The sequence below is a fragment of the Paenibacillus sp. N3.4 genome (assembly GCF_008017805.1).
Lineage (GTDB): Bacteria > Bacillota > Bacilli > Paenibacillales > NBRC-103111 > Paenibacillus_E.
Window position 1 is genome coordinate 1 of the sequence record NZ_VRTT01000096.1, and the last position, 20,481, is coordinate 20,481.

Here is a 20,481-nt window from a genome sequence, read left to right on the forward strand (position 1 = left end):
ACTCCCGCCCATATAACATCCTTATTTATCCAGTTAATTGCCGAAATCTTCTCAGCGAGAGTATCCCCTCTTCATTATCCACAGTTAATAGACTGTCTCATTTTCAGCGTTACAGAAGTGGAGCGGCTCGTAAGTGCCGCTGTAAGCACGAAAAGCATGCTTACAGCAAAGGAAAAGGGAGGAAAAGGTCATTAGGTGGAGATGTAACACTGATTTTCAGCGTTACAGAAGTGGAGCGACTCATAAGTGCCGCTGTAAGCACGAAAAAAGAGGGCTCCTTTAACTATTTGCGACGCCTAGGGTTGTTTTCAACCGATCCTTCCAAGAGGATTGGATCGGGAGAGAGTCTATGATTTGTTCAGCCTTGTCGGCAAATAAATATTGTATGGTTCTGGCATATTCAATGCAGCCGGATTGCTCAATGAATGCTAGACATTCCGGTTTTAATAGAATCATGTCGTCTCGGCTTATTTTGCCTTCAAAGTAGTGAAGAAGTGGGGGGAATTTCTCTTCACTCTGTTTCAACAAGAAGAGAATCGGCAGCGTTTTTTTCTTTTGCAGTAAATCATTTTTTTGATCGATCCGCTGCACATCGCGTGTATCATTTTCCAATTGGGATGTGATACCGATGTATTGAGCGAGTTCATCGATTTGGTCAATAATAGCCGAAGAGCAGTCGTCTATATCGAGATAGCCCATACAGAACGCCATATTAATAAGGGAAGCAGACTTTTCCTGGACCATCAGAATATAATCATTTTCTGTTTGCACAGCGTTGCTGATATCCCGCTGTTGACCATTGATCGATTGGGTAATCAATTGCAACAGCTTTGGCGTATGTACGCGATTAGATTTGCTTAACTCTCCCATCGCGGCGACCAAAAAAGCAATTACTGCATTTAAGGCAAAGGCGGGATCGCAGGTCATCCATGGTTTTTCCCCATTATCTTGATCTTGGAGATCGTCTACAATATCAAGGGCTAAAATGAGCAGCTCGGTGAGTGCAGCTCTTTCATACAAAAGCGGTGAATGTCCGCCAAGCGTGTGATGAATGGTAATCGTGAAGTCTGACCATACTCGGCCGCCTTCATTAGCCTTATCTCTAACAAACTGTTTGAGCAATGAATTTAAATCTGAAACATGAAAATATGCATCAATGATGCGGTCTATCTCATCGAGTATGCGCTGATCCATTTATGGCCTCCGATAGGTGTCGAAAATATGTTTGAATTGATTGAACTTATCTACGGCTTGCGCGCGAGATTTAACCCCAAGTTTTTCATAAATTTTTCTTACGTAATTATCAATGGTCCGTTTGCTCATATGAACCTCTTCGGCCATTTGCTCATTCGTTAAGCCTTGTACGATCATCGACATCATATTGACTTCATCGTCGTCGAGGATATCGGTTTGATGAATATTGCCGCTGGATACTCGCATTTTTTGAAAGACGGGAACGGGTAAAACCGTATAATTCTCCACTAACAGAGTGACCAGACTTTTGATCAGCGTTCCGCTGGATTCTTTGGAAATCACGGCACTTACTTCTAAGCCAATCAGATGGTTATATAAATGGGCTAGATCAATACCGGAAAAGATGACAAGATGCATAGCGGGGTATTGGGCTTTTATGATTTTGGCTATTTCATCTCCATACTGGTCCGGTAAATAAAAGTCGAGAAATACAATATCAGGTTGATGTAAGTCAACCAAATCCAAGCATTGTTTACCGGTGCCGGCAATGCCGACAATCTCAATTCCTTCCATTTGTTTCAAAGTGCTGGCTGTGGCCTCTGCCATTAATGGGTGATCATCAACAATTAAGATCTTCGTTTTCTTGTTCATATGACCCTCTCCTCCTGCATGTTAATGGGTATTCGGATGGTGAGTGCCAATCCGTTTCCTTTGTTAGATTGCAATTCCAAATGACCGTTTAAATGGACGACGCGGCTTTTCATTTGTTCCAATCCTAGTCCTGAATTCGCGACAGTTCGAAGTCGCTTGTCATTGGCTAACGCTTCCGTATCCAATCCTACGCCGTTATCGTTATAAAATAAGCAGATGTAGCTTCCCAATACGGTTAACTTTATGGAAACTTTTGAAGCGTGTGAATGTTTCTTGGCATTGTGCATTAGCTCTTGAAAAATGCGGAATAGATGTTTTTTTATTTCAAGGTCAACAAGTTCAATTCGTTGTTTCCCTTCAACATGAAAGTCAGTTTCAAAGTCATGAGAGCCAATATCCAGCTCGATGGTCGCTTCAATAGTTTTTATTAATCCGATCTTCTGCAGAAGATGTGGATTTAATTCAAAACAACTTTGTCGCAAGTTTTCATTGACCAAATCCAAATGTTTAATCACTTGCAGCACTTGCTGACGGTCATCGTTATTATCCAGATAGGACGTTAATTTTCTTCTAATGAGTAAAATATCCTGCATGGTCGTATCATGAAGATCCGTGGCAATTCGAAATCGTTCTTGCTCTTGAAGTTCAAACAACGACTTGCGCAGCCAAACGAACTCTTGTCCGGCGTGCTCATTCGGAATTTGCGAGGCTAACTCGTGAAGCTTCATTGTTAGTTTGCGAATTAAATATACATTCTCTAAGCTTACAGCCAGATAGGAAATAATTAAATTTAACCATTGTTTTTCTTCCAACCCTAACAGGGTATTGGTCTTTTTCTTGGTCGTAACGAGATAACTCGCGTATTCTTCATTTCGATTGATTTCAAACAAAGAATAGGTAGACTCATCTAGTGTACCTTCACTCAGACCGCGCTCAATTTCGACTAAGTCCATGTCTCCTTCACCAATCGTTTCAAAGGAGTTGGCATATTGAAAAACAATGGCGCCTCCATAGACGTTTAAAGTTTTAACAATATCGGTTAAAATGATATCTTTTAACTCTCGGAAACTTGTAATCGTGCTGAGATTTTTTGAAATCTTTTTAAGTGCTAATTGTAAATGATATTTTCTTGGAAACATGATAATATCCAGCTTGGTTACGAAATATTCAAGTAGATACAATAGGAAAGAAATAATAGAGAGAATGAAAAGAAAGCTGAATGATAATTTCTCTATAGAAGCTTCTTTGTTAAAAATAAATGCAAGCAGGATGACTATAAAAGTGCTTGGAATAATGATAGAAGAGTTGTATAAAGAATACGTCGTAAAATAAGATTGATATCGTAAAGTTGTTTGGTCACAATCAAATATGAAAAGGAAATAGGAAAAAATATTATGAAAAATCCAGTATATAGTGGCTCTAATAATGGTCTATCATTTAAAAGAATGGGATAAAAAGATAAAAAAACAAGAGGTGAACAAGATATAAACAAGGCGAACCAAACAATTTTGATGATTGCCTGAATGGAAGAATTATCGCGTCGATATTTGAAATAAACATATAAAAACATGCCAATATTTAGTAAGAGGCCGAATAAAAAAAACAATAGAACGAAGAAATAGTCAATTAAGTAAAGAGAATAAGTATCTAGTGGAGTAAGATAACTTAACCTCACTATAAATGTAACAACGGCAATGCTATATAAATAATATAAAAATCTGGATGGTAATTGGATTGCATTCTTCTCTTTAAAAAAAAGAATTAAAAAATGCAGAAATACTAGCGGCAATATAATTAAAAGACTGCTAATCATTACTTTTGCCATGCTATCACTTCGGGCAGAGGGAGCAATGCACATAAAAATGGTACCCGTTATTAAAAAAACAAGCGATAGAAAGCGAGCAGATCTGGAGTTAGGTATCTTCAAGAAAATTAAAAATGAAATAAAGAAACAAAGAATTTCTCCAAATAAAGATATATAATCGAAGCTAGATTGTGCCTTATCAATTAGTGGAACTTGAAACTCGAAGCCATTTCTCGAGACAGTAATTGTATCTAATTGAGTTAACATAGCCCACTTTTTAAAAAGTGCATTTTTATCAGGATCGTTATCGTTCACTTTGACAATCATATCCCCAACTTGCAAACCCAACTTTAGTCTAATACTTTCGGACTGAAAGCTACTGATTCTCCATTCATGCTGCGAATTTCTTTTTAACTCAACCCCATAATATTCATAATGGAAAGCTACATATAAAAACCAGATTTGCATAGTGATTAAAGAGATTAATAGTAAGGGAAGAAAAAATTTATTTTTCATAGTATGTCACCGTCCAATTTATTGCTATAATTAAACATATTAATAAAAAGCGAGGTGGAAAAATGATTACAGTTCAATGGTCTTCTCAATTATCGAATATCATCTCAGGATTAACAAAAATGGAACCTAGTGAACTTTTTGCTTCACTTAAAGATCCAGCATTTGTGAATTCGCTGAAAGTATCTACCAATGAAAAGCTAGCTATTGGTAAGGTTTTCTTAGGAGAACAAGGTAAAACTCAAAGCCCATGGTTTTAAGCGTTTAATCTCTCTCCATTCTACCAAATCTATCAAAAAAGCTGCAATTAGATGCCTACATCTAATATTGCAGCTTTTTTGTTTTTGCGCAACAAAAATTGCGTATTTATGGAAAATAAAGGTGTATTTACGCAAAAAAATATTGCGCTGTTATGGGAGGCACTTAAAGATATTATAAATGTATATCATTTTCCAATATTAAGAAATTAAGGAGGGATTTAATATTGAATAACATGCCTACCGACTGCAAGATAAGTTCTGTATTCATAGAAGCTATGGAACAGACGTATCTTAACTTCCCATTGCCCTCCGAAGAACAAATACGCACCTCCATGAAAAAAATGATGGATCAGTTAGAGACCGATCATGGGTGGCGTTCTGGCAATGAAGGATAAAAAAATGAATCGATGGAGTACCTACGAGCCTTTTATTGTCGAAATGGCTGGTAGAAAAATATATGACATCGTCGTTACGAATCATGCTCAGAGTCGTTGGGTTGAGCGTGTGACACACGAAAGGGTTGAACTTGAAGAGGTTTGCACATTTCTGTGGGAAAAGCTGAAGGGTGGTCAGATCGAGCCCTATTATCGCAATGAGGAAGATGTCTATATCATTGATGATGATTTACTTATGGTAGCAGAATTTACGGCTATGGATAAGCAAATAGACCTCGTCGGGAACCCTATATATAAAATGATTATTGTAACCTTTCTTGGTCGAATGTCAGAAAATTTGGAACTTCGTGATCTGAAATCTTACTATTCATGGTTGAGACATTCTCGGAGAATGACCTTAATTAAGAGTGGCCGGAAGAGGAAATGAAAAGGTGTTCAAAGGAATGAAGAATAATAACCTGGAATCAATAAGTGATTATTCGCTTGTTGAAGCCTACTTGGATGCAGTAAAGATGAATCTGGATAAGGATTTTTTAAGCATGTTGTGGTCTGAAATCGAAGATCGCAACCTTAATTTATGTGTTATTGACAAAGATTAGGCATCCGATTAATGATCGGATGCCTCTGAGCATTTCGTCTACAAACAACCTGCAGTCTCTTAAGAGAAGCAGGTTGTTGATATTTTTAGTGAGCTGCGCTATTTTTGGGTTCACTTCTCGACCCGTGCTGCCATATCCCTAGCCAAGCGATGAGGGAAGTCTGTCGGGGCGGCTTTCATTGTGAAAGGCATTCTGGGGGTTGGCTAATCGAGCGCATTCTTTAAAGCGCCGCTAATGCCGTTATGGTATTCCGGTGTCACGATGAAGAATGCGCCTGCTTCACTTGCCAACTGACGAAGCTGTTGAACGGCAGCGAGATCATTTTGAGCAGGATCTCCATTAAAAATAGGCAGCTCATGAAGATGGAAATCAATGAGCTGCGCATGACGGCGTTGATCTCTGAGCAGCCGATAAACGACATTGGTTATGGCTCTCGTTCTTGAACTTGCCCGGGCACTTCCACTAATAAATAAAACCCTTTTGCTCATGTTTACACACTCCAGTTTCTTTGTATTTGAGAGGGATGATCGCTTATCTCTACCTTTTCTCATCATCCGTATAGGATTCATATGAATTATAGTCAAAGCTTTCTTTGTACATCCAATATCAAAATTGTAATAGGATACATAGGGTTCATGCTATATGTTGACAAAACCCGGATATTTGTTGTCTGCCAGATACTCATGAAAGAAGCGGGCGATTTCAACTGTTAACGGCTAACCAAATCTGCATTCCTGGCCGACACGCCTGTTTCTAGCACGACAGCCATTATGTTCGATAGAGGACTTCTATCTATGAATAGAAAACATCAATTAGACGATCCCAGATATAGGATGATAAAGTAAGACTAATAAATCACACTTAACATATAGGAATTATTATATTAAGGTTTAGGGGGTTATCCAATGATCATTGTGAAAGCACCAAATCGCTATATCAATGAGCCAGACATTTTGTCCAAAAGTGGGGAATGGATCGTGGCTATAGGCAAAGAAGCCTTGCTGATAACCGGGTCAAAAGCATTAGAAGCCGTCAAGTCTACATTGCTTCCCAGTCTGGCTTCCGCAGGCGTTTCTTATACGTTACAGTTTTACAATGGAACGGTTACTAGGGATGAGATTGAAGGATTGTCTCAACAAGCGGAAAATGGCAAATTCGATGTCATTATTGGCATCGGGGGAGGGAAGGTGTTAGATATTTCTAAAGCAGTTGGAGACAAAACCGGGCTCCCCGTTGTGACAGTGCCTACCATTGCGGCGACTTGCGCGGCGTGGTCGGCGCTAACGGTTTTGTATGATGAGCAAGGTCGTTCTACAGGGTATTTGCCTTTGAAACAGTCGCCTGTGTTAGCCCTAGCTGATACACGTTTGCTCGCGGCGGCGCCAAAGCGTTATTTGGCTTCAGGCATCGGAGATACGATAGTCAAATGGTATGAGACGATTGTGAATGTAAAGGAAGACCCACATTCTATCGATGTCAGAATCGGTACGAATACGGCTAAGTTGGCGCTTGAGATTTTGCAGCAGCATGGACCTATCGCTTATCAAGAAGCGGATCATGGGGAAGTGACACCATCATTCATTGAGACAACGAATGCGATTCTTCTGTTGGCTGGCTTAGTCGGCAGCTTGAGCGGACAGTCGAGCCGAGCAGGCATTGCTCATGCGATTCACAGCTCGCTCACCCACTTTCCTGAAACTCAAAACACGCTGCATGGGGAAAAGGTAGCGTTTGGCTTACTGGCACAGGTTGTTCTGGAAGGGAAAAGCGATCAGGAGATACAAGAGCTTGGAGAGCTGCTGCATGTTTTTGGTTTACCGATTACTTTACAGCAGTTAGGCATTACGGAAGACGCAGCTTCTGTGGCTAAGCGAATTGCCAAAGGAGTCATTCTTCCTGAGCCGGCGGTCAGCCAACTGGCTTTTGAAGTCAATGAAGCAACCTTGGCGCATGCGATTGAACGAACAGACCAACTAGGCCGAGCAATCACCCAAAAGGTGCTTGTATAATTCGATAACCATAACAAACAAAGATATAAGAGAGGGCGGCATTTTGCTATGAAACAAGTATCTAACAAACTAATAACATCCATGATTTCCATTCTTTTGGCAGGTGTGGTGGCGGGTTGCGGCAATGGTGCAGCAGTTTCCAAAACCCAACCGTCATCTGCTCCGGCTGCGGTAACGAACGTACCAAGTGCAGCGGCAGCGGGCACTCCGGCAGCAGCCAAAGTGGATGTAAGTAAAGTAACGCTTCGCATAGGCCAAACGGGTTGGGGTAATTTGGATGCCGGATTTAAGGCCGCGCAGTTGGCAGACACACCGTATAAAATCGAATTCAGCGTTTTTCAAGGCGGCAACTTACAGCTTGAAGCGATGTCAGCCAACCATTTGGATGTAGCCTTAACCAGTGAAATTCCCCCTATTTTTGCATCGCAGTCAGCCAATGGCGGTAATTTCAAAGTTATCGCTGTCCAAGAATCGACGACATTAAAACAGGAACTGGTCATCCCCAAAGGCTCGCCAATTAAGAGTGTGAAGGACCTGAAAGGCAAGCAAGTTGCATACGTAAGTTCGACTACGGCTCATTATTTTTTATTGAAGATGCTGGAGCAAAATGGCCTTGCCTGGTCGGATATTAAACCTGTACAATTGTCGACCGCAGACGGTCTTGGCGCCTTAATTGGCGGTAAAGTCGACGCTTTGGCGAGTTATGGCAATGCCATTATATCAGCTCATCAGAACGGTGCCACGGAATTGGCCAGCGCGAAAGATATTTTATCGGGTAATTTCTTAATCGAAGCTACGCCGGATGCGATTCAAGATCCGGGCAAGCATGCAGCCATTGCTGATTTCTTGCTTCGTCTGAATAAATTTTATGATTGGACCCGAGCTAATCAAAATAAATGGGCAGAAATTACAGCGCAAAATACGAATCAACCTGTTGAACAGGCTTTAGCTACTTTGAAAGATGGCGAGGCGCAGCGATCATCCAAAATCGTGCCAACCTCCGATAAGGCCATTGCGTCGGAACAAGATGTTGCGGATGCTTTACAAGTTACAGGATCGCTCAAAGAAAAGATCAACGTAAGTGCAAGCTGGAGTCATGCCTTTGATGACGAGCTTAAAAAAGCAGCAAAATAAGCATCAGATGAAGTGGTAGGAGGTAGAGCGGCATGACGAAAAATCGCTGGTTTATTCGAACGGCCCCATGGATTGTTCCAATCTTGATTATTTTGGCATGGCAGGCGCTGACAAGCGCAGGTATTGTTGCAGCTAACATTCTGCCTCAACCGCTGAAAGTATTAAGTACGCTTGGGAAAGTGATTCAAAGTGGGGAGTTATTTAGAAATATGGGGGTAAGCACCAAAAGAGCCTTTATTGGCTTTCTCATTGGCGGCGGAATCGGGTTTCTTCTCGGGATCATCAACGGCCTCTCTATAACATCAGAGAAACTGGCGGATTCATCGATTCAGATGGTTCGAAACGTTCCCCATTTGGCGCTTATTCCACTTGTCATTATCTGGTTTGGAATTGGGGAAGAAGTAAAGCTGATCCTCGTTTCATTAGGTGTGTTCTTTCCGATCTATCTCAACACCTTTCACGGTATCCGCTCCATAGATCCAGGTCTCATTGAAATGGGAAAAGTGTATGGATTGAGAGGCTTCTCGCTCTATTGGAACATTGTGCTGCCAGGCGCACTGTCTTCCGTGCTGGTTGGTGTGCGGTATTCACTCGGGATTATGTGGTTGACGCTAATTGTGGCTGAAACTGTAGCTGCAGATTCCGGCATCGGGTATATGGCGATGAAAGCTAGGGAACTCATGCAAATGGATGTCATCGTGCTAAGTGTTATCATCTATGCGCTGCTGGGAAAATTGTCTGATACGATTGCCAAACTGCTGGAAAGAAGATTTCTGAGATGGAGTCCGCAATTTCTTAAAGCATAGGTTCTGTTAAAAGATAATATGGATCATCAATAAGAAAACACGGCTCAACATCGAAAGCGGTGCTCGGCGAAAAGATAGCCAGTGCAAGATGGCGGGGCTCCACGGACCGGAACGGACCGTGGGGCTCTTATTGTTGTCTTGAATGCCAGCTTCAACAGCCAAAGGATTTTGCAGTCTTTTGCCACTATCTTAGTGAGGAATGAATAGGGGACTTTTTTGAAAATTAATACATAATTCGACTTAATAGTAAATGAATTATATATTTTTCATATTAAAAAACGCTTGTTATAATCAGATTTATATGGAAGGGAGGAATTAAAATGAAATATCGAAGACTTGGCAAAAGTGGCTTATTGGTAAGCGAAGTGGCTTTGGGAAACTGGATAACCCACGGTGCACAAGTGGATGACACCACAGCGCAAGCTTGTGTAAATGCTGCACTAGACGCTGGAATTACAACTTTCGATACAGCTGATGCTTATTCGGAAACGAGGGCGGAATCGGTTTTAGGTGAGTCTTTAAAGGGGATACGTCGTGAAAGTATTGAGTTGTGCACGAAGGTATATCATCCAACCGGGACCGGGCACAACGATAGAGGGCTGTCTCGGAAACATATTATGGAAGCCTGCCATGCGTCGCTTCGAAGATTGCAAACGGAATATATTGATGTCTATTATGCACACCGATTTGATTCGACCGTATCGCTTGAAGAAACATTTGTGGCATTTTCCGATTTGGTTCGGCAGGGGAAAGTTCTGTATATAGGCGTAAGTGAATGGACAGCGGAACAGATAAAGCTTGGCGCGGCTTTGGCAAGAGAACTGAGAGTTCCCTTCGTTGCAAGTCAACCCCAATATTCTATGCTTTGGCGTGTAATTGAAGCTGAAGTTATCCCCGCTTGTGAGCGTGAAGGAATTGGACAAGTTGTTTGGTCACCACTGGCGCAGGGTATTCTTTCCGGTAAATATGTACCAGACAAACCGATACCAGAGGGCTCCCGAGCTTCTACGACAGCCGGTTCGTTATTTTTCGAACGTTTGGCCGGACAATGGTTGCGTAAAGAAGTGCTTCAGGCAGTAGAACGACTCGGGCCGATCGCACAAGAATCAGGTTTAACGCTGCCACAGCTTGCGGTAGCGTGGGTTCTGCAAAATTCGCAAGTGTCCTCAGTAATTATCGGTGCCTCGAAGCCGGAGCAGGTGAAGGAAAATGTAAAAGCTGCAGGTGTCTGTCTAGATCCTGAGGTCATCAGGCAAATAAATAGCGTTTTAAATGACGTTGTTGAGTTCGATCCAAGTAAAACTGGTTAAGATTATAGGCTTTACACAAGTTAGCTTGTCTGACTATTGGCTGTTTCCTCGACCACTTCTAGAAATTGAGTCAGAACGATTTCACTCCTATCTGTTTTCCAGGCCGCATAAAGAGGGACTCGCGGTGTAACTTCGTTAAATGATCGGAATACGATATCACTGCGTTGAAAAACAGAAACCGAAGAGGGGACAATAGAAATGCCTATATCAGCGGCTACCAGATTAACAATGGTATACATTTGAACAGCTTCTTGCACGATGTGGGGCTGAAATCCATGCTGCCTGCAAAAGTCTATAATGAGGTCGTGAAAAGAAGCCCCCATATGATGTGGAGATAAGATAAAAGGTTCGTTCGCCAAAGCATGTAGAGACACGGTTGGATGGACGGCTAACGGATGCAATTCGGGTAAAACCGCAACGAGTGATTCGTTGGTGTAGAGACGAGTGGTGATATGTTTTGACGGATCTAGCAAACGAAGGAAACCAACATCTATCTTTCCAGCGTGTAAAGCTTTCAGTTGTTGGGCGGATGTCATTTCAGATAGCGTAAGCTGAACGTCGGGAAAACGCTTCCGATATTCCTTTAAAACATTGACCATCATACCGCCAACTGCTGAATCCACAAATGCAATGGATAATTGCCCCTTTTTCCCTTGATACGCAAGCTGTGTCATTTTAATAGATCGTTCCAATTGAGAAACCATATTTCTGGATTCTTCCAAAAATATCGCACCGGCTGACGTAAGTCGAACTTGTCTCTTGGTTCGTTCAAAAAGTTTCACGCCGAGTTCTTCCTCAAGACCTTGGATTTGTTGGCTCAAGGGAGGCTGGGTCATATTCAGTTTTTTGGCAGCGCGGTTAAAATGTAGTTCTTCCGCTACGGTGATAAAGTAACGTAGTTTTTTCAAGTCCATAGACACGAATTTCCTTCCGGTTTTTGTAGTGATAACATTAAGAGAAATGTCCCATACCGCCATCGTACCCGATCACTTATCGCTCCGCAACTTTAGTTATACCTTTATTTCTTTAATCATTTTATAATTAGTCAATGTAACACCATGTCGTTCTACGGTTTGTGAACAAACTAATTTGTACCCGCGATGTTCAAAAAATGGCTTAGGTAATATTTTGGGCCATGGACACCATCCAAGCTTTCACTTTAGATTCTTTTTCATCTCTTGGGGCCCAAGCATCTAATTCTGATTGTGAATAATCTTTGGAATTTACTGAATGAACCGTTTCATAAAACAACGACACAATCTCTGCAATATCAGGTTCCTTAAACTTCGTGATTTCCATTTTTTGTTATATCCCACCTCTAAAAGAATAAACACATTCTAATCTTATTTGAAATCTTAGCATGAAGTCCACTCACTTCAGTATAAAAGAAAAGCAGTTGATTAAGCCAAATTTCAATGATAAGCTGAAACCTTTACAAGCAACAGACAGGACTCCCTGGATGCTGCTCAGTAAAGGATTTTTGCATTTGTCATGAAGGGGGCAGTTTCATGGGATTTCTGCATCGATTGATGCCTACGCATTGGTTTCGCAATCGTCTTATTCGCTATAAAATTATCGTGATTTATTTCCCGCTGATTTTCATTCCTTTGTTTGTATTGGGGTTTGTTTCGAATCAGGTTTATACGAATGCGATTGTCAAAAAGACGATCAAAAACGTATCCGATAACTCATCGCTGATTATTACTCGCATCTCGGGTATGTTAACGAATGTCGAGAGCTGCGCGAACATGCTGACGATTAATCTGAACAAAGTGATTGTGGAGGATCAGCCTTCATCAAGTGAAACGGATACCAGTTTACAAAAGTATACACAAATCACGAATCAGCTTAGCTTTGCGCTGCTGGTGTTCCCCGATGTGCAATCGGCCGCCTTTATTGACACATCCAATAACGTTTATGGCTCTAATTTGTACATGGAACAGAATAAAGAAGCAGTAGCTAGCAGTGAAATGGTGAAGCAAATTGATGCTTCCAGTGGAACGAACATGTGGTTTCCTATGCAGCGCCGTAATTATTTGACGCATGATTCGCAGGAAACTGTCATGACGCTTGGGAAGCGCATTGTGAACATTTATACAGGGCAGAAGCTTGGTATTCTTATCGTTAATATCAAAGAGAGCTCATTATCTGCGATTTATCAGAAAATAGGCTCCATTCAAGATGGCGGATATTTCATTGCGAATGAACAAGGTATTGTTGTTTCATCGCAACACCCGGAGGAGCTCCTTCAAGAGGTTTCCGATCCAGCAATGAAAGAATGGATTATTTCCAGCGATAGCACATCAGATCTAACCTCTTTTCAAAATGGCAAAGCGCTCGTCGTGAGCTCTGAGCTTCCTGCTTTCAGCTGGAAACTTATTTCGATGGCGCCGCTTGAATCCTTAACGGCAGATACGCGAAAGATTACGTTGCTCATCATTTTCATTGGGTTAGTCTGCTTATTTTTCGCCTTATTGGGGGCAGGCATGTTATCGCAGTTGATTGCCAAACCGATCGTGGGATTGACCAAGCATATGAAAAAGGTGAAAGAAGGCACGCTGGATCTGGAGTTTCAAGTGCAGTCGGAAGATGAAATCGGTCTACTGGCCTCGGGATTCAACGCCATGATCAGGCGTATTCAAGAATTGTTAACGAACATTAACTTTGAACAAAAAAAGAAGCGGGAATATGAATTGGCTCTCATTCAGGCACAGATCAAACCGCATTTTTTGTATAATACGTTAGATGTGATTTATACGCTGTCGGAAATGGGACGAGCCCGAGATGTGCAGCGAACAACCAAAGCGTTGGCAGATTTCTATCGGGTAGCTCTCAGCAAAGGGAAGGAGACGATTACACTGGAGGAAGAAGTCCGTAATGTGAAGGATTATTTATCCATTCAGCGTATTCGTTATTCGGATGTGTTTACGTTTGACTTTGATATTCAGAATGAGGTGCTTAGCGGACTGATACCGAAACTGACGATTCAGCCGCTTGTTGAAAATGCGATTTACCACGGCCTAAAAACGAAAGGAAGCCTAGGCCATTTGAAAGTTGTTGGTGAAATCATGGATGGTAAGCTTAAAATTGCTGTGAGGGACGATGGGGTCGGCATATCCGCAGATCGCCTACAGGCGCTAACGAACAAAGCAGACTCTCTCGAAGAGGCCGTCGGATATGGATTGCGAAATGTGAATGATCGCATACAGCTTTATTTTGGCGAAGAATATGGGTTGCATATAGAGAGTGAAGAAGGACAGGGTACTGAAGTCACCTTATGGCTGCCTTTTCAAAGTGAGGAAGGATAAACATGCAAAAAATATTAATTGTTGACGATGAATCGATTTTTCGAGAATATTTGCGAACGGCGCTGGACTGGGAAGCTTACGGCTTTGAAATTTGCGCGGAAGCCAAGAATGGCATTGAGGCGCTAGAGCAAGCAGCGTTGCATAAGCCTGATATCGCTCTTGTCGATATCACGATGCCGTTTATGGACGGACTTAGTTTGACAGAGCATTTGAATGAGAGTTACCCCACTACAAGTGTGGTGCTCATAACGGGTCATAACGAATTTGACTATGCGCGCAAAGCGCTGAAGCTTGGGGTGGAGGATTACATCCTTAAGCCGTTCTCGAAGGATGAGTTGGTGCTGACGCTGCTCAAGCTGCAAAAGGATCATCAGAAGGCCCAAGAGGAAAAATCAACATTGAAGGAAAATCAACAGTTGATAAAGGAAAGCTTTCTTAATCATCTGTTAAGTAGTGACTACCATTTGTCTGAAGCAGAAACGAGTCAGCGGATGCAGCAGTTCGGTGAATCGTTCCATTCGCCAATTTTTGTAGTGGCCTGCATCGAGATCGATCGTATGGATTCCAAGTGGAATCAAGTGAGCGAACGCTTGTTATGGAAGTATGCGGTAACGAATATTTTGAACGAGGCGCTGGAGGAAACCGAGAACCATCTCATTTTTAATGGACCTGAGGGGCGAATAATTTGTTTGGTCGAGCATCAGGGTAATGACGTTTGTGAGGTGCCAGAGCTAGCCGGATATGAGAAGCTATGCTTTCTAATCAAGAAATATTTGAAATTCACGATAACGGTTGGGGTCGGACGCAGTCAGGCTGGCTATCAAGGTATTCGCACTTCCTATTTGGAGGCTCTTGAAGCGCTCCAACATAAATTTGTGCTTGGCAATGATCGGGTTATTGCTTATGGTTCAGGCGCTCTGGAGTCTGGGACACAAGCGCTTTATCCGACAGAAGTAAATGAGGATCTGCTCGTACAGCTGCGTATGCATAACGGAGAAAAGGTTGAAGCTAAGCTTGAGGAAATTTTCCAACTGATTCGAGAACAGCGTTTATCCCTTGATTATACGTATGTCATAAGCATGGGGCTTATTTCTGTCTGCCTATCCTATGTAACTGAAACAGGCCATCCGATTGAGGATTGCTTCGGAGAAGCATTTTTTCCGTATAGTGAAATTAAGCGGCTGGAATCCATTGATGTCACGGCCTTGTGGATCAAAAAGCTATTCAGTCAAGCCTTGCAGTATACAGGTAAGCATAGGAAAACCCGTTCGTCTAAAATTGCGCAGTCTGCCAAGGAATATATCGAACTCCATTATGGGAATTCTGAACTGCAGTTGGACCAAATTGCGCAGCAGGTGTACATCAATGCGAGTTACCTCCGTGCTGTCTTTAAAAAAGAAATTGGGATGACGGTAACGGACTATGTGACCCACATTCGTATGCATAAAGCAAAAGAGCTTCTAGGCAAAGGGAATATTCGCCTTGCTGACATCGCGGAGCAGATCGGTCTGAGCGACCCTAGCTATTTCAGTAAGAGCTTTAAAAAATTTTTGGTTATTCCCCAAGTGAATACGAGAACAATCGATTGTAAGCGACGAACCGCAAATCTGCGGATATTACTAGAATCCCTCACTTATTCCATTATCAGAAGGCGACTTTCCTTTTATACTCAAGTTGTAAAGCATTAGATAAATCTTGGGAGGTCACAAGAATGAGAAAAACGGCAGTTACTCTCGTTAGCTTACTTGCAGCGACAAGCCTTGTTGCATGCAGTACGACGAATACAGCAAAAGATACCTCAGCATCCAGCTCGCCTACTACGGCTACAGCCACGACTGCTGTAAAAAAAGACGACACAAAACCGGTTAAACTTCGCATCTATGCCCAATATGCAGATGATGATACGAAGACACCTTATGATTATGCCGTTGCTGAATTGAAAAAAGAAACTGCCTAACGTTGAACTCGAGCTGGATATTCAAGCACAGGATGATGGGCAAAAGCTGAAAACCTATGCAGCTACTGGCAACCTCCCTGATATTTTCCAAGCAGGCCAGGACCTTATTTCTACCTTTAAAAAATCAGGTAACATTCTTGTGTTAGATGATTATGTAAAAACATTAAAATTCAAAGATCAAATGCAGCCATCTGCGATGAATACGTTAGTAAGCGATGACGGTCATACGTATGCATTCCCTTATGCGGGAAATGAGCTTGTCCTCTTGTACTACAACAAGGAGCTTTTTCAGCAAAATAACGTTAAAGTACCAACCACTTATGATGAGTTAGCTGCAGCAGCGAAGACGTTTACGGCTAATGGTATCACGCCGCTTGCTTTGTTTGCCAAAGAAAAATGGCCAGATGTCGCTTTGTACGATATGATCGTGACTCGTTCTGAGCCAGCGGGCATTACGAAGCTTGATAAAGGCCAAGCTCAAGTGACGGATCCTGTTTACAAAGATGCCGCGCAAAAAGTCATTGATTTGGTTAAAGCGGGTCTTCTGCCAAAAGGGGCAACGAATTTGAATGCGGATCAAGCGGCAGCCCTCTTCCATGAAGGAAAAGCAGCTATGTTTATCAACGGTCAATGGGAAATTGAAGCGTCCACAAAGGCGCTGGGCGATAAAGTTGACTGGATGTATTATCCGGCAGCTGATGCGGCTGCTTACGAGAAGAGCAAATATGCGTTTAGCGGCGGTGGCGGTCCTGGTGGTTATGCCGTTTCTGCGAATACCAAAGACAAAGATTTGGCAGCTAAAGTAGCTGCATTCATGTCCTTGAAATATGCAGAGTACAAGTATATCCAACGTGGAAATCCAATCGTAGCAACGAAAGTAACGAAAGAAATTGTGAAGAAATTCCCGCCAATGATGGAAAAATTATCACAAGACATTCCGAAAATTACGAGCACAAGCGCGTTCGCATGGGGTTTAACTGCACCTAAGTTTAAAGCTACATTGGAGGACCAATCTCAAAACCTTCTGACTGGCGGTTACAGCGCTGACCAATTTATTAAAGATTTAGGCAAATCGATTGAAACAGCCAAATAGGTGACTAAGGGAATTCAAACTCACACCGCTCACTAAGCTGGTGTGAGTTTTTTACAACGAATTAAAAAGGACGTGATGAAATGGGGAAATTCTTGGGCAATAAGGTAGCCATCTTGTTATTCACGCTGCCAGCGCTCCTTTTGTATACAATTATCGTATTTTATCCGATTGTACAAACCTTTTTCCGCAGTTTGTATGAATGGGATGGTTTAAGTGCTGGAACGTTCATCTTCTTCGATAATTATAAACGGTTATTTGACGACCATATCTTTTATACATCGCTAAAAAACGGTCTGATTTTTGCCGGCATTTTGGCTTTTGTTCAGATTGGAATTGGGTCCTTGCTCGCTCTTGCGATTTCGGAAATGAAATTCAAGGGGAAACAAATCCTGCGAATCAGTTATTTCATTCCGGTCGTACTTTCGATCACGGTTGTTTGTCAGCTCTGGTTATCTATTTACAACGGGCAGTATGGTCTGATGAACAAACTGTTTGAGCTGCTGGGTATGGAGTATCGCCAAGATTGGCTTTCTAATGAGAAAACAGCGATTATCGCGATCGCTTTCGTTAACGCTTGGCAGTACATGGGCTACCAATTTGCACTCATTTTGGCAGCTGTTAAATCAGTCCCAGAGCAGTACTTGGAAGCTGCTCGTATCGATGGAGCCAGTCGTATCAAAGCGCACTGGAAAATAACGATTCCCATGCTGGCGGAAACATATAAATTCTGTTTGGTTCTTGCTGTCACCGGCGGACTTAATGCGTTTGCCAATATGTTTATTATGACCGGCGGCGGACCTGGGAATTCCACGTACACGTTAACGTATCTGATGTATCGCGCAGCATTCCGTACAGGGGAGTTCGGTTATGGCAGTGCAGCCGCGGCGTTCCTCGTTATTGAATGTCTCATTGTGACGCTGCTGATCAACCGTTTCATCGCTCGCGAAAAAATTACGTACTAAGGAGGAATTGCAGAAATGAACTGGGTTACTAAATTAAGAAACAAGAATCCGCTGCTGCAGCTCTTCCTTTGGGTCTATGCTGCCTTATCCGTTTATCCGCTCATTTGGATGTTGTTCTACTCGTTAAAGAGCAATAATGAAATATTTGTTACCAATCCTTTTGGATTCCCGACACAGCTGCATTTTGAAAACTATGTCGAAGCGTGGTCCAAATTTAATGTACCGGTGTATTTCTCGAACAGTGTGCTTGTCGCGGTTGCTACGGTGGTAGGCTCGATAGCCCTTTCTGTCACGTTCTCCTACGCCATTGCCAGAATGACGTGGAGGCTTCGGGACGTAGCTCGTATTTACATTATTATAGGGATGTTTATTCCGATTCAGGTCATCATGATCCCGCTGGCTATTCTGGTCAGGGACTTCCATTTGGCGAATACGTACTGGGCTCTGATCGTGCCTTATATTGCATTTAACCTTTCTTTTTCCAGCATGGTGTTTTATGGATTCTTTCGCAGCATTCCGGTGGAATTGGAAGAATCAGCTTGTATTGATGGGGCAACCATCTATCGAACCTTTTATTCGGTTATTTTGCCGATTATCAAGCCGGCGATTGCGACAATGGTCATTTTCACTTTCTTGTCCTCATGGAATGAATTTACGATGGCTCTCGTATTAATAACGAAAGAGTCACTCAAAACATTACCGCTAGGGTTGCTGTTCTTCCAAGGGCAATTTACTACAAATTGGGGAGCTATGGGAGCCGCAATGATGATTGCCAGCTTACCGACTGTGCTTATTTATATTTTCTTCAGCGAACAAGTAGAAAGAGCTATGACGGTTGGGTCTGCGGTAAAAGGATAAGGAACAGCTGTACTTTTAAACCGGTCTTCTTTGAAACAAGAGAAGACCGGTTTTTTCATTTTTAACAAATTGTAATCTACTCAAGTAGTGTTGGAAACGGTTTTGCATAAATCATTCAATGTTTCGAATTGTCCTTGATAAAAGCAGGACTAACAGGAAGTAACCAATTACGACTGTGCCGCATATGAAAAGGATTGATGCGATGGATACTCGATAGGACAACAATATGGATGTTACGACAAAAGATAACGGTACAAGTCCTCCAGATGCAGCAGACGATATAGCCATGACCCGACCTAATTTCTTGAGAAAGTGCAATATAGCCCCGTTTCTTTATCGGGTTTATTGCACCGATTGCAATTGCTCCCGTAGCAAGGCCAACAGAAGGATTCAGGATCCTTTCTTCGCGTTCCGCCTTTTCGTATATCTAAAAAGGGCTCTAAGTCCATAAGAAACAACGAAATAAATAAACAAAATACGGAATGTTTGGTAACCGGATACTACGGATAAGTCGGCACCCACTTCATGAGCCATAATTCCCATTTGATCCATACCGCCGGGTGCCATACTAAGAAAGGCAGTTGCCGCTGTGATGGGGTGCAGCCTTGTAAGCACAATACTAAGTAGGAACGCGCTTGCTATGAGGACGGTGCTGCTGATCAGTGCCATCGTAATTGTTCTTGCCTTGCGCTGCAGTTGAGCAGGCTGCAGCAAAAGCCCTATATAACAGCCTATCATGAATTGAGAAAGGTTGAGCAGGGAAGCTGGCAAAGGCGGACCCAATAAACCGCAGAATTGCAAAAGAGAAGCTCCGATCATGGGTCCAAGCATATACGCTGTAGGTAATTTAATTTTCTTGCCAATCCAAGCGAAACAAACACAGACGATGGCGTAGATCCAGATATTTGGGAAAAGGTTAGACCATAGACCTGTTGATGGATGAACGGGTGCGACGACTCCGACAGTTGTTTCAGAGGCAAGCTCTCCAAGAAGAGGGCTAAAAACAAGAAGTGGAACAATGAAGACAATCATCATTAGACGTATAACTTGAAAGAATGTCACGAGTGTAATATCGATGTTTTTAAACTCTTCAGCCAACGTGATCATCTGCGACAATCCGCCAGGGATGCTGGCTGTCATCATGGTAGGGAACGAAACCCCGGTTACTTTGGATATAACGTAGGCCACGACTGCACATAACGTAATGAGAGCTACTGTCATGAGCAGCATGGAAGGCAGTTGATGGGAAATTTCAATGAAAGCTGCTTTCGTTAAAGATAGTCCGATCGAATAACCGACAATGAGAATACCTGTGTCTCTCAAGTAGCTAGGCCAAGTGAGCGATAGCTTTCCCCATTTTGAAGCGAGAAGCACACTGATCATGGGACCAAGCAGCCAAGGAATCGGCATATGCATCCAAGCAAACAGATAGCCGCCTATCATGGCGATAAATACGGTGATAAGGAATTTAGCTATTGAACTCATGAACGTTTCACTCCTGGTAAAAAAACGTATCGAACAACCTTGTTTGAACCTCTCATGACTAAAGTCACGAGATTCTTGGGTAGTCTCTTCTAACGAAGAGAAGTTTACCAAGCTAACCCTGTCGTTCCGACAGTTCGTGTAGT

General features: G+C 42.4%; 23 protein-coding genes. 15 read left to right on the plus strand and 8 right to left on the minus strand.

Annotated elements, in window-relative coordinates:
* A partial coding sequence (locus FU659_RS36580; protein WP_222708684.1) for a hypothetical protein occupies nucleotides 1-195 on the plus strand: 195 nt, incomplete at its 5' end.
* Between the two features lie 84 nt (nucleotides 196-279).
* On the opposite strand, the gene FU659_RS30610 is transcribed toward FU659_RS36580, so the two are convergent.
* The 4 genes from FU659_RS30610 to FU659_RS30625 all read right to left on the minus strand — a co-directional run bounded on the left by FU659_RS30610 (nucleotide 280) and on the right by FU659_RS30625 (nucleotide 4,165).
* Nucleotides 280-1,194: a polyprenyl synthetase family protein gene (locus FU659_RS30610; protein ID WP_147951033.1), complete on the minus strand. Its 915-nt coding sequence runs from the start codon at nucleotides 1,192-1,194 to the stop codon at nucleotides 280-282.
* Entirely contained in the window at nucleotides 1,195-1,845 is a 651-nt protein-coding gene (locus FU659_RS30615) for a response regulator transcription factor (RefSeq protein ID WP_147951034.1), read from the minus strand.
* On the minus strand, nucleotides 1,842-2,984 hold the full coding sequence (locus FU659_RS30620; RefSeq protein WP_147951035.1) for a sensor histidine kinase: 1,143 nt from the start codon (nucleotides 2,982-2,984) through the stop codon (nucleotides 1,842-1,844). The genes FU659_RS30615 and FU659_RS30620 overlap by 4 nt, the downstream gene beginning before the upstream one ends.
* A gap of 134 nt (nucleotides 2,985-3,118) precedes the next feature.
* Nucleotides 3,119-4,165, minus strand: coding sequence for a hypothetical protein (locus FU659_RS30625; protein WP_147951036.1), 1,047 nt, complete (start codon nucleotides 4,163-4,165; stop codon nucleotides 3,119-3,121).
* Nucleotides 4,166-4,227: 62 nt separating this feature from the next.
* Here FU659_RS30625 and FU659_RS30630 point away from each other — a divergent pair, with 62 nt between their 5' ends.
* The 4 genes from FU659_RS30630 (at nucleotide 4,228) to sda (ending at nucleotide 5,416) form a co-directional block, all read left to right on the plus strand.
* Nucleotides 4,228-4,422 (plus strand): hypothetical protein, encoded by a 195-nt coding sequence (locus tag FU659_RS30630; protein ID WP_147951037.1) that lies wholly within the window; start codon nucleotides 4,228-4,230, stop codon nucleotides 4,420-4,422.
* A gap of 224 nt (nucleotides 4,423-4,646) precedes the next feature.
* Nucleotides 4,647-4,817, plus strand: a complete 171-nt coding sequence (locus FU659_RS35975) for a hypothetical protein (RefSeq protein WP_187274507.1) — start codon at nucleotides 4,647-4,649, stop codon at nucleotides 4,815-4,817.
* Nucleotides 4,807-5,244 (plus strand): hypothetical protein, encoded by a 438-nt coding sequence (locus FU659_RS30635; RefSeq protein WP_147951038.1) that lies wholly within the window; start codon nucleotides 4,807-4,809, stop codon nucleotides 5,242-5,244. Before FU659_RS35975 ends, FU659_RS30635 begins: the two co-directional genes overlap by 11 nt.
* Nucleotides 5,245-5,260: 16 nt before the next feature.
* Nucleotides 5,261-5,416, plus strand: coding sequence for a sporulation histidine kinase inhibitor Sda (sda, locus tag FU659_RS30640; RefSeq protein WP_261808160.1), 156 nt, complete (start codon nucleotides 5,261-5,263; stop codon nucleotides 5,414-5,416).
* Between the two features lie 203 nt (nucleotides 5,417-5,619).
* Here the strand turns inward: sda and FU659_RS30645 are convergent, their stop codons facing one another.
* On the minus strand, nucleotides 5,620-5,904 hold the full coding sequence (locus FU659_RS30645; protein ID WP_187274508.1) for an NADPH-dependent FMN reductase: 285 nt from the start codon (nucleotides 5,902-5,904) through the stop codon (nucleotides 5,620-5,622).
* A 417-nt stretch (nucleotides 5,905-6,321) separates the two neighbouring features.
* Between FU659_RS30645 and FU659_RS30650 the strand changes: the two genes are divergently transcribed.
* From FU659_RS30650 to FU659_RS30665, 4 genes are all read left to right on the plus strand, one after another.
* Nucleotides 6,322-7,425 (plus strand): iron-containing alcohol dehydrogenase family protein, encoded by a 1,104-nt coding sequence (locus FU659_RS30650; RefSeq protein ID WP_147951040.1) that lies wholly within the window; start codon nucleotides 6,322-6,324, stop codon nucleotides 7,423-7,425.
* Nucleotides 7,426-7,473: 48 nt separating this feature from the next.
* Nucleotides 7,474-8,559 (plus strand): ABC transporter substrate-binding protein, encoded by a 1,086-nt coding sequence (locus FU659_RS30655; RefSeq protein WP_261808161.1) that lies wholly within the window; start codon nucleotides 7,474-7,476, stop codon nucleotides 8,557-8,559.
* 32 nt (nucleotides 8,560-8,591) lie between these two features.
* Nucleotides 8,592-9,365 carry an ABC transporter permease subunit gene (locus FU659_RS30660; RefSeq protein WP_147951041.1) on the plus strand — a complete coding sequence of 258 codons (774 nt, stop codon included), beginning with the start codon at nucleotides 8,592-8,594 and terminating at the stop codon, nucleotides 9,363-9,365.
* 320 nt (nucleotides 9,366-9,685) lie between these two features.
* Nucleotides 9,686-10,675, plus strand: a complete 990-nt coding sequence (locus FU659_RS30665; RefSeq protein WP_147951042.1) for an aldo/keto reductase family protein — start codon at nucleotides 9,686-9,688, stop codon at nucleotides 10,673-10,675.
* A 20-nt stretch (nucleotides 10,676-10,695) separates the two neighbouring features.
* Here FU659_RS30665 and FU659_RS30670 read toward each other — a convergent pair whose 3' ends face one another.
* Together FU659_RS30670 and FU659_RS39100 are read right to left on the minus strand one after the other, a co-directional pair.
* Nucleotides 10,696-11,589: a LysR substrate-binding domain-containing protein gene (locus tag FU659_RS30670; RefSeq protein ID WP_147951043.1), complete on the minus strand. Its 894-nt coding sequence runs from the start codon at nucleotides 11,587-11,589 to the stop codon at nucleotides 10,696-10,698.
* A 202-nt stretch (nucleotides 11,590-11,791) separates the two neighbouring features.
* The gene (locus tag FU659_RS39100) at nucleotides 11,792-11,974 is read right to left on the minus strand and encodes a GNAT family protein (protein ID WP_397356914.1); all 183 of its coding nucleotides are present in this window, start codon (nucleotides 11,972-11,974) and stop codon (nucleotides 11,792-11,794) included.
* A 209-nt stretch (nucleotides 11,975-12,183) separates the two neighbouring features.
* Here FU659_RS39100 and FU659_RS30680 point away from each other — a divergent pair, with 209 nt between their 5' ends.
* The 6 genes from FU659_RS30680 to FU659_RS30700 all read left to right on the plus strand — a co-directional run bounded on the left by FU659_RS30680 (nucleotide 12,184) and on the right by FU659_RS30700 (nucleotide 18,853).
* A complete protein-coding gene (locus FU659_RS30680) occupies nucleotides 12,184-13,983 on the plus strand; it encodes a sensor histidine kinase (RefSeq protein WP_147951044.1) in 1,800 nt (599 codons plus the stop codon).
* Nucleotides 13,984-13,985: 2 nt separating this feature from the next.
* Nucleotides 13,986-15,671: a response regulator gene (locus tag FU659_RS30685; protein ID WP_147951045.1), complete on the plus strand. Its 1,686-nt coding sequence runs from the start codon at nucleotides 13,986-13,988 to the stop codon at nucleotides 15,669-15,671.
* Nucleotides 15,672-15,694: 23 nt separating this feature from the next.
* The gene (locus FU659_RS36585; RefSeq protein ID WP_222708685.1) at nucleotides 15,695-15,940 is read left to right on the plus strand and encodes a hypothetical protein; all 246 of its coding nucleotides are present in this window, start codon (nucleotides 15,695-15,697) and stop codon (nucleotides 15,938-15,940) included.
* Complete coding sequence (locus FU659_RS30690; RefSeq protein WP_222708686.1) at nucleotides 15,933-17,033, plus strand: ABC transporter substrate-binding protein; 1,101 nt, start codon at nucleotides 15,933-15,935, stop codon at nucleotides 17,031-17,033. The genes FU659_RS36585 and FU659_RS30690 overlap by 8 nt, the downstream gene beginning before the upstream one ends.
* An 80-nt stretch (nucleotides 17,034-17,113) precedes the next feature.
* The gene (locus FU659_RS30695) at nucleotides 17,114-17,995 is read left to right on the plus strand and encodes a carbohydrate ABC transporter permease (protein WP_147951046.1); all 882 of its coding nucleotides are present in this window, start codon (nucleotides 17,114-17,116) and stop codon (nucleotides 17,993-17,995) included.
* A gap of 15 nt (nucleotides 17,996-18,010) precedes the next feature.
* Nucleotides 18,011-18,853 carry a carbohydrate ABC transporter permease gene (locus tag FU659_RS30700; RefSeq protein ID WP_147951047.1) on the plus strand — a complete coding sequence of 281 codons (843 nt, stop codon included), beginning with the start codon at nucleotides 18,011-18,013 and terminating at the stop codon, nucleotides 18,851-18,853.
* 390 nt (nucleotides 18,854-19,243) lie between these two features.
* On the opposite strand, the gene FU659_RS30705 is transcribed toward FU659_RS30700, so the two are convergent.
* A complete protein-coding gene (locus FU659_RS30705; RefSeq protein WP_147951048.1) occupies nucleotides 19,244-20,338 on the minus strand; it encodes an AbrB family transcriptional regulator in 1,095 nt (364 codons plus the stop codon).
* Nucleotides 20,339-20,481: the final 143 nt, after the last annotated feature.

Bases quoted from the DNA above. Each gene is read 5' to 3' on its own strand.
- FU659_RS30610 (WP_147951033.1), bottom strand. From the start codon at position 1,194: ATGGATCAGCGCATACTCGATGAGATAGACCGCATCATTGATGCATAT.
- FU659_RS30615 (WP_147951034.1), bottom strand. From the start codon at position 1,845: ATGAACAAGAAAACGAAGATCTTAATTGTTGATGATCACCCATTAATG.
- FU659_RS30620 (WP_147951035.1), bottom strand. From the start codon at position 2,984: ATGTTTCCAAGAAAATATCATTTACAATTAGCACTTAAAAAGATTTCA.
- FU659_RS30625 (WP_147951036.1), bottom strand. From the start codon at position 4,165: ATGAAAAATAAATTTTTTCTTCCCTTACTATTAATCTCTTTAATCACT.
- FU659_RS30630 (WP_147951037.1), top strand. From the start codon at position 4,228: ATGATTACAGTTCAATGGTCTTCTCAATTATCGAATATCATCTCAGGA.
- FU659_RS30635 (WP_147951038.1), top strand. From the start codon at position 4,807: ATGAAGGATAAAAAAATGAATCGATGGAGTACCTACGAGCCTTTTATT.
- sda (WP_261808160.1), top strand. From the start codon at position 5,261: ATGAAGAATAATAACCTGGAATCAATAAGTGATTATTCGCTTGTTGAA.
- FU659_RS30645 (WP_187274508.1), bottom strand. From the start codon at position 5,904: ATGAGCAAAAGGGTTTTATTTATTAGTGGAAGTGCCCGGGCAAGTTCA.
- FU659_RS30650 (WP_147951040.1), top strand. From the start codon at position 6,322: ATGATCATTGTGAAAGCACCAAATCGCTATATCAATGAGCCAGACATT.
- FU659_RS30655 (WP_261808161.1), top strand. From the start codon at position 7,474: ATGAAACAAGTATCTAACAAACTAATAACATCCATGATTTCCATTCTT.
- FU659_RS30660 (WP_147951041.1), top strand. From the start codon at position 8,592: ATGACGAAAAATCGCTGGTTTATTCGAACGGCCCCATGGATTGTTCCA.
- FU659_RS30665 (WP_147951042.1), top strand. From the start codon at position 9,686: ATGAAATATCGAAGACTTGGCAAAAGTGGCTTATTGGTAAGCGAAGTG.
- FU659_RS30670 (WP_147951043.1), bottom strand. From the start codon at position 11,589: ATGGACTTGAAAAAACTACGTTACTTTATCACCGTAGCGGAAGAACTA.
- FU659_RS39100 (WP_397356914.1), bottom strand. From the start codon at position 11,974: ATGGAAATCACGAAGTTTAAGGAACCTGATATTGCAGAGATTGTGTCG.
- FU659_RS30680 (WP_147951044.1), top strand. From the start codon at position 12,184: ATGGGATTTCTGCATCGATTGATGCCTACGCATTGGTTTCGCAATCGT.
- FU659_RS30685 (WP_147951045.1), top strand. From the start codon at position 13,986: ATGCAAAAAATATTAATTGTTGACGATGAATCGATTTTTCGAGAATAT.
- FU659_RS36585 (WP_222708685.1), top strand. From the start codon at position 15,695: ATGAGAAAAACGGCAGTTACTCTCGTTAGCTTACTTGCAGCGACAAGC.
- FU659_RS30695 (WP_147951046.1), top strand. From the start codon at position 17,114: ATGGGGAAATTCTTGGGCAATAAGGTAGCCATCTTGTTATTCACGCTG.
- FU659_RS30700 (WP_147951047.1), top strand. From the start codon at position 18,011: ATGAACTGGGTTACTAAATTAAGAAACAAGAATCCGCTGCTGCAGCTC.
- FU659_RS30705 (WP_147951048.1), bottom strand. From the start codon at position 20,338: ATGAGTTCAATAGCTAAATTCCTTATCACCGTATTTATCGCCATGATA.